The following is a 13,738-nucleotide window of genomic DNA, read 5'->3' on the forward strand; positions in this document are numbered from 1 at the left end:
GGCAGGCTCGGGATATCGGCGGCGCGGTTCTCATCGACGGTGACCTCCACGCTGTCGGACGGACCGCGCCGGCGGTACGGCTGTCCGGATCGGCACGCGGGAACGAAAACACCATCGGGTACCCACAAGGGGCGAAAGTCCGAAATGTCCAAAATCTCTCAGGTGCAGAATGTTTCGCTTTCCGCCCCGGACATCATCCCGCGCACTTTCGCACCACCCCGGCGCCCGGCACGCCCGAGCCGGGTACTACCCTGACTTCTCCGGAGACCCGCTCGCCCGAGTGTTGCGTGGCGACCGTTCCGGCTTCTCCATTGTGCACAACGCCACACCTTCGCACGCTCGTTCGTCGGCCCCGTTAGTTGATTAGCGAAAGCAACTGCTCTAAAGTTGATTAGCGAAAGAAACTATTCCCCTATTGGAGTCCGAGTGCCCATCTCATCCGATACCGCTCAGCACCTCCTCGGTGAGATGTTCCATATCGGCCGCGCCCTCCGCAGCGCCCTGTTCTTCACCGACGCAGGTCAGCTACCACCCGGCGGGATCGCCGTTCTCACCACCCTGGACGCGTCCGGCCCCTGCCGGCAGGTCGACCTGGCGGCCGATATGCGCATCACCCAGTCGGCATTGAGCCGACATATCACCGAACTGGTCGCCGCCGGCTACATCGTCCGCCGGGCCGACCCCAGCGACGGCCGCGCCGCGCTGGTTCAGCTCACCAGCGAAGGTCTCGACCTCCTGAACCGGGCCCGGGAAACCCATACCCGGCATCTTCAGGAAACCCTCGACGACTGGTCCGAGGACGACGCCGAACAGGCGTATCTGGTTGTACGACGACTCCGTAATTCCCTCAATGCCCGTTCCCGCTGCGCCTCGACCGGCGAGAACCCGCAGGTTCCGAAAGAGAGCACAGATGTCTGATACCGAGGCACCGCCAGCTCGCGATCCGCTCGCCATGAGCCATCGCCAGATCCTCGAAGCGATGACCGGACTGCTGGCCGCGCTGTTCACGGCGCTGCTCAGCACCACCATTGTCGCCAACGCGCTACCCACCATCATCGGCGACCTCCAGGGATCACAGACCGCCTATGCCTGGGTGATCACCACGGCGCTGCTCACCAATGCCGCCTCCACGCCCATCTGGGGCAAACTCGCCGATCTGTTCAACAAGAAGACGCTGGTGCAATCCGCCATCGTCATCTTCGTCATCGGATCGGTGATCGCCGGTCTCAGCCACAACGTCGCGCTGCTACTGGCCGCCCGCGCCCTCCAGGGCATCGGCATGGGCGGGCTCACCGCGCTCGTGCAGGCGATCATCGGCAGCATCATCCCGCCCCGGGAACGCGGCCGCTACTCCGGCTACATGGGTGCGGTGATGGCCGTATCGATGACCGGCGGACCGATCCTCGGCGGCGTGATCGTCGACAGCCCGCTGGGCTGGCGCTGGTGCTTCTACATCTGCGTTCCGCTGGCATTGATCGCCCTGTTCCTGCTGCAGCGGACACTGAAACTGCCGACCACACGCAAAGAGAACGTGTCCATCGACTGGCTGGGCGCCACGCTGCTCACGGCCGGCGTCTCGGTCCTGCTGATCTGGGTTTCGTTCGCCGGTAAGGCCGGCTACTACGAGTGGTGGTCCACCGAAACGGCGTTGTACGTGGGCGGCGGCGTCCTGCTGCTGCTCGCCACCGTGCTGGTGGAGGCCAAGGTCAAGGACCCGGTCATCCCGCTGAAGATCGTCACCGAACGCACCACCGCGCTGGCCATTCTCGCCTCGATCGCCGTGGGTGTCGGTATGTTCGGCGCGACCACATTCCTGGGTCAGTACCTGCAGACCGCGCGCGGCTATTCCCCCACCGCCGCGGGCCTGCTCTCCTCGCCGATGGTCGCCGGCATGCTCGTCGCCTCGGTCACCTCCGGCCTGTTGATCACCCGCTTCGGCAAGTGGAAGCCGTTCGTCGTCTTCGGCGCCGCCCTGCTGGTCGTCGGGTTCGCCCTGCTGTCGACCGTCGACCACGCCACCAACATCTGGTTGATCGGCGGCTTCATCACCGTGACCGGCATGGGTGTCGGCATGATGATGCAAAACCTCGTGCTGGCCGTGCAGAACACCGTGAGCGTCAAGAACATCGGCGCCGCCTCCAGCAGCGTCGCGTTCTTCCGCACGTTCGGTGGCGCGATCGGCGTCTCGGTACTCGGTTCGGTGCTCGCCACCCGCGTCGGCGAGCTCTCCAGCGCCCGCTTCGCCGAACTCGGCATCCACGCCGACTCCTCCGGTGGTAGCAATCTCGACCTCGGTGCCCTGCCGGCGCCGATCGCCGAGATCGTGCGTTTCGCCTACGGCGACGCCACCGGCCGGATCTTCCTGATCGCGGCTTTCGCGACTGCCGTGGCGCTGCTGGCGGCGATCCTGCTGCCGAACCGCCCACTACGCCGCACGATCGATATCGAACCGGCCGTCGATCCCGTGACTCCCGCCGATATGACGGCGAAGACGGAGATCCCGGACGACCTCGCCGAGCTCGATACCGCGGCGTACGCCGTCACCGAGCCCGCTGCCCGCGAGACCGGGTACACCGAGGACGAGGCGCCGCGGACCGACCGGGTACCGGTCGCTGTCGGCGCGCCGGCCGAGCCGGTCCCGGCCGACCGGAACGGACACGGTGGCTACTCGGCCGCAGGTATGGCGAAGACGCTGCCGGTCGCCGGATTCTCCGAAGGCGGATCCGGGCGGCCGTCGGTTGCCGGCCGGATCTCCCACGAGGACGGCCGCCCGGTACCCGGCGTCGCGCTCACCCTGATCGACCAGCGCGGCCGGCAGGTCGCCCGGGCGATCGGGACCTCGGACGGCGGCTATGCGATCGACGCACCCGGACCCGGGAACTATGTGCTGATCGCCTCCGCCCCCGGGCACGGGCCGGCCGCGGTCAACGTGGCCGTTGCCGACCGCACGGTCCGCACCGACCTGACGCTCACCGGGCTCGGCGAACTGTCGGGTACCGTACGCCGCGCGCCCACCGGGGAAGCACTGGCCGGCGCGACCGTGACCGTGACCGATCAGCGCGGTGAGGTCGTGGCCTCGGCCACCTCCGACGGCACCGGTTCCTACCTCTGCCACGGTGTGGTCCCGGGGGTCTATACCCTGGTCGCCGTCGCGGAGCATATGCGACCCAGCGCCACTGCCCTGACCGTGCCGGACAACGGCCTGCTGCGCCACGATATCGAGCTCTCGCCGATGGCCGTGCTCACCGGATCGGCGCGGTCGGAGAGCGGCCGGTCGCTGGAAGATATCCAGATCACCGTGCTCGACGCCGCGGGCGAGGTGAACGCCACCGTGCGGACCGACGAAAACGGCCGCTACGTCGTGACCGATCTGCCGGAAGGGCAGTACACGGTCGTCGCCCGCGGTTACCCGCCGGTCACCGGCCGGGTTTCGGTAACCGGCGCGCAAGCGGACTTCGACGTGCGGCTCGGATACGACACCGAGGAGCACTCATGACCGGACTCACCGCCCGTATTCGCAATGCCGAGAACTGGCCGGTACCCGAAGCGGTCCTGACCGTGACCGACAGCACCGGCCGCCAGATCGGCCGGGCGGTCGCCGACGACACCGGCGCCGTCACCACCGCCTCGCTGCCGCCGGGCCTGCACACCGCCGTGCTCACCGCGCCCGGCTACCAGCCGGTGGCCCGCACCGCCCAGATCTCGTCCACCGGTACGGGGACGCTCGGTGATATCACCCTGGTGGCGGTCGCGGAAACGGTGGCGCTGCCGCTGTCGGGTCCGTGGACGATCGACCCGGTGCATTCGACGGTGATCGCCACCGCCCGCCACCTCGGTATCTCGAGTATCAAAGCGCGGTTCGCCGAGGTCAGCGGACGCCTCGATATCGGTGAGCCGTTCGAGCGGTCCACCGGGTACGCCGAGATCAAAGCAGCGTGTATCGACACCGGTATCGCCATGCGCGACGACCACCTGAGGTCGGCCGATTTCCTCGATGTCGAGCGCTTCCCGCTGATCTCCTTCACCGGCAACGGCCTCCGGCGCACGGGCAGCGATACCTGGATCATGCCGGGTGAACTGGCCCTGCACGGCCAGCGCCGGACCGTCGATCTCGATATCACCTACGGCGGATTCGGACCGGACCCCTGGGGCGGCGTACGCGCCGCGTTCCACGCCGAAACCGTTCTGCGCCGCGACGATTTCGCGATCGATTACAACGCGATGGTGCGCGCCGGTGTGGCAGCGGTGGGTACCACCGTCAAGCTCGACCTGGATATCCAGGTGGTGCAGGGCGACCGGTTGCCGCAGATGTAGCGCCGGGCGGGTGCCGGCCGGGCCGGCACCCGCTCAGTCGCGGGCGGGATCGAGAGTGCGGATCACGCGCGCCGGATTACCCACCGCGACCACATTCGCGGGGAGGTCTCGGGTGACCACGGCACCCGCGCCCACCACGGTGTTCTCCCCGATCGAAACCCCGCCCAGCACGATGGCGCCGCCGCCGAGCCAGACATTGTCGGCGATCGTGATCGGTTCGGCCGCTTCCCATTTCGCGCGCCGCAGACTCGGATCCAGTGGATGGGTCGGTGTCAGCAGCTGGACATTGGGACCGATCTGCACGTCATCGCCGAGGGTGATGGCCGCGACGTCGAGGGCGACGAGCCCGAAATTTGCGAAACAACCCGATCCGATGGTGATGTTGCTGCCGTAGTCCACCCGCAGCGGCGGCCGGATCTCGGTGTCTTCCCCCACCGCCCCGAGCAGTTCGGTGAGAACTTTGCGCCGGCGCGCCGTATCCCGGGCCGGTGTGCTGTTGTATGCCTCCATCAGGTCCATCGCCCGCAGGCTCTGTTCTCTGATTTCTGGATCGTCGGCCAGATACAGCTCACCGGCGAGCATGCGCTCCCGCATCGACTTCTCGTCACCCATCTGTCGAGGGTATCGGGTACAAATGAGCGCCGAGCCCCTCCGCGGTCTTCCGCAACGACCAGCGGCGGGATCCCGAAAGCCCCACCCACCGCCGCGGCGAGCAGATCCGAAACCTGTCCGGCGCCCGGCCGGATAATCACATTCAGGACGCGATTCATAACCGCGTGGCAGGACCTGGCCGGACGAACCAGGCCGATCAGCAGGAATTCGAGCGATCCAGCGGCTCACCGGACTCACCTCACGCTGTGGGTGCCCGAACCCACCTTGGTCATCCAGGTGCGATTCGGCGGATACACCGCGGAGCGGGATGCGACGGTGTGTGGGAGCATCGGAAATCGACGACGACCCCGCCTGCGAGGAGCGCACCCGTGCCGATGATCGAGTTTCCCGCACCGCGCGGTCCACTGCCCGGCTATCTCTCGGTGCCCGATTCCGGTGGGCCGTGGCCGGCGGTCGTGGTCGTGCACGACGCATTCGGGCTCAGCGACGATATCCGGCGGATCGCCGACCGTTTCGCGGCGCACGGCTATCTGGCGCTCGCGCCCGCGCTGTTCCGGCGAGGTAACCGGATCGGTTGCGTGGTGCGCACCTTCCAGGCCCTGGCCGCGGGCAGCGGTGACGCTGTCGACGATCTCGTCGCCGCCCGCGATCACCTGGCCGCCGACCAGCGGTGCACCGGCCGGGTGGCATCGGCCGGGTTCTGCATGGGCGGTGGGTTCTGCCTGCTGCTTGCTCCGCGCGGGGTTTTCGATGCCACCGCGCCCAATTACGGTGTCGCGCCACGGGGTTTGGACGCTTTACGCGACGCGTGTCCGACCGTGGCCAGTTACGGGGCACGCGACCGTATGCTCCCCGGCGCCGCGGCGAAGCTGGAAAAGGTACTCACCGCGGGTGGTGTACCGCACGATGTGCACGAATACCCGGGCGTGGGACATTCGTTCATGAACAACTGGCCGACACCGGCACCATTGCGGGTGGTGGAACGTACCGCCGGGCTGGCCTACTCCGAACCGGAGTCCGAAGATGCGTGGCGCCGCATCACCGCCTTCTTCGAGACACACCTGCGTGAGCCCGTGTCCGACGACTGAACCCTGCCCCGGGCCGCGACGGGTAGGTCACCCGACCAGCGCCGAAAGCCGGGGGCCGACGCGGAGTTCCACCTCGGCATGCCGGAGCGCGCACGGCGGTTCCGCCCACCTGCCGTGTGCGGTTATGCGCTTGAAGCGAATTCCCGCGTCCACGCCGGACGGCGACGGACACCGCCGGCGCGGACTGCGGTGGTCGCGCTATGCGGGGGTTCCCACTACATCAGCATCATCGCGCCGAACATCAACATCATGAAACCCAGGAATCGAGAGCCCATCGCGATCTCCTATCGCTTTCTACGGAGCGCCGCATATTGCAGACACATTCATACCGTTATTTAACGGTACGTTATTTATCGACATACTGGTGCGGCGGCCTTCCCTGCGGCGGTAAGTACCAGCAGCATTATTTCCCGCGCCGCCTGCGCGCACGCGGGGCCGTCGGCGCGAGCGGGCGCCGTGGACTCCGCGCTGCCCGTATCCAGGGGTATCCACGACGAAAGGACCCCGTATCCGAGTCCCCGGATACGGGGTCCTTCGTCCGCCCCTGACTCCACCGGCCCGTCGCCGGTCCGGCGCAGCGGCTGGGTACCGGGCCGTCGGATACCGCTTATTCCAGGACTACCTCGATACGGGCAGTCAATCACGTTCGGCGGTCCCGAGGACCGCGCCGGTGTTCGCGTCGACCGATACTTCGTACTCCACTCCGTCCGGTGTCACGACCTCCACTTCCCACACGGTGGTGCGCTGGTCGGAATCGAGTTCCGCCGATACCGACCTGCTCCCGGGGACCGCGGCGGCCGCGGTGTCCATGGCCGTCTGCCGATCGATACCCGGGTCGGCCACCAGCGACCACGGCGCGTTGCCGTCGCGGGAACCGGGGTCGGTGACGACCGCGGCGATTCCGAGGCAGGCTCCGGCCGCCACCGCCGCCACCACCGCGCCGACCAGTAACCAGCGCATGGCCGAAGCCGCGTGGCGGAAAAATGTTCCCATGGTGCAAACCTCCTGTGTGAACGAATGTTTCACCACTGTGGCAAGCGGATGCTGAAACCCGCCTGAAGCCACCTGAAGATCGTTTCAGCAAAGATCTGACACTCTTGGTGGATGCGTCTGCTGATCGTGGAGGACGAGAAGCGGCTGGCCCACACATTGGCAAAGGGCCTGTCCGCCGAGGGATTCGCCGTGGATGTGGTCCACGACGGTGTCACCGGCCTGCACCGGGCCACCAGCACCGACTACGACCTGATCGTCCTCGACATCATGCTGCCGGGAATGAACGGCTACCGGGTCTGCGAAACACTGCGCGCCGCGGGCCACGAGACGCCCGTGCTGATGCTCACCGCCAAGGACGGCGAATACGACGAGGCCGAGGGGCTCGACACCGGCGCGGACGACTATCTGCGCAAACCGTTCTCGTATGTGGTGCTGGTGGCCCGGATCCGTGCGCTGCTGCGCCGCCGGACCCGCGGCGGGGCGCGGGTGTTGCGCGTGGGCGATCTGCTGGTGGACCCCGGTAGCCACACCTGCCGCCGCGGTGACCGGGACGTCACGCTCACCGCCAAGGAGTTCGCGGTCCTGGAGCACCTCGCGGTTCGGGCCGGAGAGGTGGTCTCCAAGGCCGATATCCTCTGCCATGTCTGGGATTTCGCCTACGACGGTGACCCGAACATCGTGGAGGTCTATATCAGCGCCCTGCGCCGCAAGATCGACGCGCCTTTCGGCTGCCGCACCATCCACACCGTCCGGGGCGCGGGATACCGGCTGGCGGGCGACCGTGGTTGAGCGCGCCCGGCGCCGCGGCCGATGGAGTTCGGTGCGAGCCCGCACCACCACCGCCGCCACTGCGGTCGTGGCCGTGGCATTGGTGGCCGCGGGCCTGATCGTGCTCGTGGTGCTCCGCGACAACCTCGTCGAGAGTGCGAGCACGCAGGCCGAGCACACCGCCCGCGATATCGCCGACCGGCTGGACCGCGGCACCGATCTCGCGGCACTGCGGTTTCCCGATCCGGACGACGAACCGGTACAGATCGTCACGCCGGACGGCCGGGTGCTCGCCGCCGACGACGAATTGCGCGGCCGCCGGCCCATGGCCGGCTTCGGGCCGTACGCGGCGGACGAATCCGATTCGGACGACGAGCCGGAGGCCGACGAAGACGACGACGTAGACGACGACGAGCTCGACGAAGAATCCGACGGTGATCCCATGGCCGCCCCGCATACCGGGGCCGCCGCGGGTCCCGTCGCAGCGCCGGGGACCGCTGCCGCGGCGGCACCGTCGACCACCGATGCCGTCCTGGGCGAGGCGTATCTGCGGGTCGGCGATGCCTCGGAACCCGACCACTACCGAGTCGCCGCACTGGCCGCGGCCACCGCCGACGGGCAGCCGGTCACCGTCTACGCGGGTGCCGCGCTCGATACCGCCGACAGCGCGGTCGCCGACGCCCGGCGGGCGATGCTGCTCGGCCTGCTCCCGGTTCTCGCGGTCGTGGCCGCAGTGACCTGGCTCGTCACCCGGCGCGCGTTGCGCCCGGTGGAAGCCATCCGCCGCGAACTCGCCGAGATCATGCACGGCGACCTGTCCCGGCGCGTGCCCGAGCCGCCGGCACGGGACGAGATCGCCCTGCTCGCGGCCACCACCAACGACACCTTGGCCGCATTGGAGCAGTCCGCCGACCGGCAGCGCCGGTTCATCGCCGATGCGGCGCACGAATTGCGCAGTCCGATCGCCAGTCTGCGGGCCCAGCTGGAGGTGGCGCAGGCACATCCGGATCTGCTCGAGCTCGAGGGTCTGCTCGGCGATACCGTGCGCCTGGAACATCTGGCGACGGATCTGCTGCTGCTGGCCCGCCTCGACGCCGGGGAACGGCCCCGGCCCGGCCGGGTCGATATGACGGCGCTCGTCGCCGAAGAACTGGCGCGGCGTACCGGCGACCGTGTCGCGGTCGAGACCGCCCTCCCGGACGAGCCGGTCGTACTCACCGGCAGCGGCACCCAGCTCGCCCGCGTACTGGGCAACCTGGTCGACAACGCGCAGCGGCATACCGCGACCCAGGTCCGGGTCTCGCTGGAATGCGCGGACGGGGCCGTGGTGCTCGTGGTCGCCGACGACGGCGCGGGCGTGCCCCAGGCGGATCGGGAACGGATATTCCAGCGTTTCGTCCGGCTCGACGAGGCCCGCAGCCGTGACGAGGGCGGAGCCGGTCTCGGGTTGGCCATCGTCCGCGATGTGGTCGAACGCCACGGCGGGTCGATCCGGGTCGAGAGCGGTGTATCGGGCGGGGCCCGTTTCGTGGTCACGATTCCGCTGTCGCGGTGACCGCCGTGCCGCGCGGGTCGCGTTCGCTCAGGCGGCCATCGGCCCGGCGGTATCCGGCTCGGCAAGAGCTTGTTCGCGCAGAGTTCTGAGTGTTTTGGTGAGAATCCGGGAGACCTGCATCTGGGAGATCCCCAGCCGCTCCGCGATCTGGTTCTGGGTCATATTGCCGAAAAAGCGCCACACGAGTACCTGGCGTTCCCGCCGCGGCAGCTGTTCGATCAGCGGGCGTACCGCCATGGCGTCCTCGAGCAGCTCGTAGCAGGGTTCTTCGGTGCCCAGCCGGGTGAGTACGGCCGGGGGCGGGGTGTCCTCGTCGTGCTCGCGGACGGCGGCATCCAGGGAGTTGCTGGTGTGCCCGTTACCGGCGATCAAGGCCTGGGTGACCTCGGTCAGTTCGACCTCGAGTTCCGCGGCGATCTCGCGGGCTGTCGGCGCCCGGCCGAGCCGCTGGAACAGTGCTTCGGATGCGGGGCCGATGCGCAGATGGAGTTCCTTGGTACCGCGCGGGACGCGCACGGCCCAGGTGTGGTCGCGGAAATGCCGGCGCACTTCGCCCATGATCGTCGGCACGGCGAAGGACAGGAACGAACTTCCCCGGCTCACATCGAAGCGGTCCACGGCCTGCACCAACCCCATCCGGGCGATCTGCAGCAGATCGTCGAAGGCCTCGCCGCGCCCGCTGAACCGCCGCGCGATATGTTCGGCGAGCGGCAGTCCGAGATGCACGATTTCGTTCCGGATCTCCTGCCGGCGCGGATCGTCGGGCTCCAGACCGGCCAGCTTGTCGAACCGGGGTTCGAGATTGTCGTAGCTGTCCCCACCGGGGGTCCGCCCGGGACGTGCGTTGCGGTTCGCGACGGCAGGCTTGTCGGTGGTGACTGCGGTCGTTTCGTTCATCGGGGGCTCCTCGGGTGTTCCCAATCGGCTCGCTGATCGGCTCGACTTGTTTCAGAACTACCCGATTCGACGTGATCGAAACGTGACCTGCGCCGTGCGGTTTCGATCGGACCCACCGCCGGCCGGCAACCCTCCCACCGAAGTTGTTGTGAAATACGCTGTTCTCAGCGGTGATTCACTACCGACCGCAGATACCGGACGTCCACAGTGCCGCGGCCCGGCCGGCGTGTGGCGGAGCCGGCCGCGGGAACGTCTACCAGCCGCCGATGTGCACGATCCGATCCAGATCTGCCCGCGCAGCGGGTTTGAAGTCCGTTCCCAAGGTATAGGCCACCGGTAGCAGCGCGCCCTGGGACACCTTGTCGTAGGGAATACCGAGGATCTCGGCCGCTTCCCGCTCGTACCGCAGATGCAGTGTGGTCCAGGACGTTCCGAGACCGCGCGAACGCGCCGCCAGACAGAAACTCCATGCCGCCGGAAACAGCGACCCCCAGTACGACGCGCTCTCCGCACTCGACGCATTGTCCAGCCGGCCCGCCTGACACGGGAGCACCAGCGTCGGCACCTCGCCCATCTTCTCGGCCAGATACCGCGCCGAATCCGCGACTCGCTGCCGGGCCGCGTCCGCTTCGGCGTCACCACTGAGCTGGTTTCCGGGGAAATACCGGGAGGACGCGTACTCCTCGAACGCCTTCCGGTAGAGCTCACCGAGGGACCGTCGCTGCGCGGGATCGGTGACGACGACCCAGTGCCAGCCCTGCCGATTCGACCCGCTCGGCGCCTGCACCGCCAGTTCGATACATTCGCGGATGACCTCGAGCGGGACCTCACGCTCGAGGTCGAGCCGTTTGCGCACCGCTCGCGTGGTCGACAGCAGTTCGTCCGTGGTCAGGTCCAGTTCCCTCGGCACAGCACGCCTCCTTCGTTCCGGTACGACATGGTCCGGGCCGGCCGCAACGCAGAGTTCCGGCCTTCTCCGGCGAACATACTCCGGGCACCTTCCGCCGGCACGACTGTCGGCGGGTACCGCGAAGTCCGGCCGAAGGTAGGTACCGGGTCGGCCCCGGCGAGGCGACGATTCCGTTCATGGAAGACGAAAAGGAACCCCTCGCATCATCGAACGATCCGGCGGCGCGGCCGAGCCGTTCCCGCCGGACGTTCATGGGCCTGGCCGCAGCCGCGACGGGCGCGGCGGCCGTCACAGCGGGCACGACCGTACCCGCCTATCTCCGCACCCCGTCCACCGCGCCGCTACCCGCCGCCGCACCGAGCGGACGCTTCGACGGAAAGGTCGTCCTGGTCACCGGCGCGACCTCCGGTATCGGCGAGGCGACCGTCCGGGCCTTCGCGGCAGAAGGCGCGTCCGTGGTGTTCTGTGGCCGGCGTGAACAGCTGGGGCGCGATATCGCCCGATCGCTCGGGCGCACTGTCCGCTACGTCCGCGCCGATGTCCGCGTGCCGTCGGATGTGGCCGGGCTGGTCGCCGAGGTCGACCGCGAGTTCGGCCGCCTCGATATCGCGGTCAACAACGCGGGAATCTCGCGCACGGCACCCGCGCACGAAATGGCCCTCGAGCAGTTCGACGAGGTACTCGACACCAATGTGCGCGGTGTGTTTCTCTCGATCAAACACCAGGTCCCCTTGCTGCTGCGGTCCGGCGGTGGTGTGATCCTGTGCACCTCCTCCGAATCGCGGCGGCCCGGCGGGGTGGCCTACAGCGCGAGCAAACAGGCCATCCAGGGCATCGTGGATGCCGTCGCGCTGGACTACGGGTCGCGCGGTATCCGGGTGAACGCCATTTCGCCCGGCACCACCGATACCGCGCTCGTCCGCCCGCCGGGGCTCCCCGACGCGATGTGGGAGGCATTCCGTAACGCGTGGGGTCCGCTGAATGTCGCGGCCCTGGGCCGGATGGCGACGCCCGGCGAGATCGCGCGTGCCATCCTCGCATTGTGCTCCGAGGATTTCGGCTATATGACCGGCTCCACCGTTCTGGTGGGTGGCGCGCCTTTCGGCGGCGGCAAGATGACGATGCCGCCGGGCTTCCCCGATCGGGGCTGACCATGCTCTGGCGGCTGGTCGCGGTCCCGATCGCGGTCGGGTATGTGCTGACGTGGGGCGGTGATACGAGCGCGGCGGCGGTGGCCGCATTGTCCGGCGGGCTTCTCGTCGCCGCCGCCCGGTGGCCGGCGGTGGCGCTGTGCGCGCAGGCGGTGCTGCTGGTGGCGGCGCACGGATTCGCTCCGGACGCGGGTGTCGCGGTCAAGGCAGGGGCAGCCGTGGCACTGTTCGAGCTCGCGTTGCGCGGGCGCGGGCGCGACCTGGCCCTGGGCAGCGTCGCATTGACGGCTGCCTATGTGCTGCTCGAGGTCTGGTTCCGGACACCGGGTTCGGTGCCGCTGTTCTACCGCCTGCTGCTTCTGGTCGCGGTACCGGCGCTGCTGGGCGGTTATCTCGCGAATCTGCGGCGGCGTCTGGCGGTCGCCGAACGGAACGCTGTGCTGTCCGCGCAGGCGGCCCGCCGGGCGGAACGGGTGCAGATCGCGCGGGATCTGCACGATATCGTCGCCCATCACGTTTCGGCGATCCTGGTACGCGTGGGTATGGCCCGCCACCTGCCCGAACTCGGGACCGAGCAGACGGCCGAACTGCTCGCCGACATCCACGGCACCGCCGATTCGGCGCTGCGCGAGCTGCACGATCTGATGAATGTGCTGCGGGAGGACGGCTCGCCGGGCAGCCGCGGATCGACGCTCGCCGGGGACCGGTCGTTGCCGGAGCTGATCGAGACGATGGTGGCACAGGCCCGCCGGGCCGGTCTGCGCGCGGAATGTGAGATCGATACGGCGCTGGCCGAGCTGGACGGGGTGCGCAGACTGGTACTGCACCGGACGGTCCAGGAAGGGATCACCAATGCCGTCAAACATGCCGGACCCGGCGCGACGGTAACGGTCCGAGCGCGGATCACGGAGAACGGATCGGCACATGTGCGCATCGACAACGACACCCGGGCCGACCGTTCGGCAGGCGGTGGCGGATTCGGCCTGACGGGTATGCGCGAACGGCTCACCGCCGTGGGCGGCGACCTGCACTACGGTCCGCTCGGCTCCGGCTGGCAATTGTGCGCGTCGATCGCGCCGAGGCCGGCGGCATGATCTCGGTGCTGATCGTCGACGACCAAACCCTGGTACGCGCCGGCCTGCGCATGTTGTGCGACAGCGCCGACGACCTGGAGGTGGCGGCGGAAGCCGATTCGGGCGAACCCGCCGTCCGCCTGACCGGTGCCCTGTCCCCGGACGTGGTCTTGATGGACCTGCATATGCCCGGCGTGGACGGTATCGAAGCCACCGCCCGGATCACCGCGGCGGTTCCGGCGGCGCGGGTGGTCGTCCTCACGACCTTCGACGACGACGATCACCTCTATCCGGCGCTGCAGGCGGGCGCCTGCGGATTCCTGGCCAAGAACGCCGGCCCCGACCGGATCCTCGCCGCGATCCGCGCGGCCGCAAAC

At 68.5% G+C, this 13,738-nt stretch carries 13 protein-coding genes; 9 read left to right on the forward strand and 4 right to left on the reverse strand.

The window, feature by feature from the left end; translation table 11 throughout:
* Window positions 1–426: 426 nt before the first annotated feature.
* From QH195_RS20640 to QH195_RS20655, 3 genes are read left to right on the forward strand one after another with little or no spacing between them, the layout of a single operon-like run.
* A complete protein-coding gene (locus QH195_RS20640) occupies window positions 427–918 on the forward strand; it encodes a MarR family winged helix-turn-helix transcriptional regulator (RefSeq protein WP_280423611.1) in 492 nt (163 codons plus the stop codon).
* Window positions 911–3,496 carry an MFS transporter gene (locus QH195_RS35265; protein ID WP_432278396.1) on the forward strand — a complete coding sequence of 862 codons (2,586 nt, stop codon included), beginning with the start codon at window positions 911–913 and terminating at the stop codon, window positions 3,494–3,496. Before QH195_RS20640 ends, QH195_RS35265 begins: the two co-directional genes overlap by 8 nt.
* The gene (locus tag QH195_RS20655; RefSeq protein WP_280436647.1) at window positions 3,493–4,314 is read left to right on the forward strand and encodes a YceI family protein; all 822 of its coding nucleotides are present in this window, start codon (window positions 3,493–3,495) and stop codon (window positions 4,312–4,314) included. Before QH195_RS35265 ends, QH195_RS20655 begins: the two co-directional genes overlap by 4 nt.
* A 33-nt stretch (window positions 4,315–4,347) precedes the next feature.
* On the opposite strand, the gene QH195_RS20660 is transcribed toward QH195_RS20655, so the two are convergent.
* Entirely contained in the window at window positions 4,348–4,926 is a 579-nt protein-coding gene (locus QH195_RS20660; RefSeq protein ID WP_280436648.1) for a sugar O-acetyltransferase, read from the reverse strand.
* A 374-nt stretch (window positions 4,927–5,300) separates the two neighbouring features.
* Between QH195_RS20660 and QH195_RS20665 the strand changes: the two genes are divergently transcribed.
* Window positions 5,301–6,014, forward strand: a complete 714-nt coding sequence (locus tag QH195_RS20665) for a dienelactone hydrolase family protein (RefSeq protein ID WP_432278397.1) — start codon at window positions 5,301–5,303, stop codon at window positions 6,012–6,014.
* Between the two features lie 636 nt (window positions 6,015–6,650).
* On the opposite strand, the gene QH195_RS20670 is transcribed toward QH195_RS20665, so the two are convergent.
* Complete coding sequence (locus QH195_RS20670) at window positions 6,651–7,007, reverse strand: PepSY domain-containing protein (protein ID WP_280425322.1); 357 nt, start codon at window positions 7,005–7,007, stop codon at window positions 6,651–6,653.
* A gap of 111 nt (window positions 7,008–7,118) precedes the next feature.
* On the opposite strand from QH195_RS20670, the gene QH195_RS20675 reads away from it, so the two are divergent.
* On the forward strand, window positions 7,119–7,796 hold the full coding sequence (locus QH195_RS20675; protein WP_280425323.1) for a response regulator transcription factor: 678 nt from the start codon (window positions 7,119–7,121) through the stop codon (window positions 7,794–7,796).
* A 31-nt stretch (window positions 7,797–7,827) separates the two neighbouring features.
* Complete coding sequence (locus tag QH195_RS20680) at window positions 7,828–9,330, forward strand: sensor histidine kinase (RefSeq protein ID WP_280436650.1); 1,503 nt, start codon at window positions 7,828–7,830, stop codon at window positions 9,328–9,330.
* Between the two features lie 27 nt (window positions 9,331–9,357).
* On the opposite strand, the gene QH195_RS20685 is transcribed toward QH195_RS20680, so the two are convergent.
* Together QH195_RS20685 and QH195_RS20690 are read right to left on the reverse strand one after the other, a co-directional pair.
* Window positions 9,358–10,227, reverse strand: a complete 870-nt coding sequence (locus QH195_RS20685) for an RNA polymerase sigma factor SigF (protein WP_280436651.1) — start codon at window positions 10,225–10,227, stop codon at window positions 9,358–9,360.
* A 253-nt stretch (window positions 10,228–10,480) separates the two neighbouring features.
* Window positions 10,481–11,137 carry a nitroreductase family protein gene (locus QH195_RS20690; RefSeq protein ID WP_280436652.1) on the reverse strand — a complete coding sequence of 219 codons (657 nt, stop codon included), beginning with the start codon at window positions 11,135–11,137 and terminating at the stop codon, window positions 10,481–10,483.
* Between the two features lie 176 nt (window positions 11,138–11,313).
* On the opposite strand from QH195_RS20690, the gene QH195_RS20695 reads away from it, so the two are divergent.
* From QH195_RS20695 to QH195_RS20705, 3 genes are all read left to right on the forward strand, one after another.
* A complete protein-coding gene (locus QH195_RS20695; protein WP_280436653.1) occupies window positions 11,314–12,288 on the forward strand; it encodes an SDR family NAD(P)-dependent oxidoreductase in 975 nt (324 codons plus the stop codon).
* 2 nt (window positions 12,289–12,290) lie between these two features.
* Entirely contained in the window at window positions 12,291–13,382 is a 1,092-nt protein-coding gene (locus QH195_RS20700) for a sensor histidine kinase (protein ID WP_280436654.1), read from the forward strand.
* On the forward strand, window positions 13,379–13,738 hold a 360-nt coding region (locus QH195_RS20705), incomplete at its 3' end, for a response regulator (protein WP_280436656.1). The genes QH195_RS20700 and QH195_RS20705, both read left to right, overlap by 4 nt.

It is taken from the genome of Nocardia carnea (genome assembly GCF_029868855.1).
Taxonomy (GTDB): domain Bacteria; phylum Actinomycetota; class Actinomycetes; order Mycobacteriales; family Mycobacteriaceae; genus Nocardia; species Nocardia carnea_A.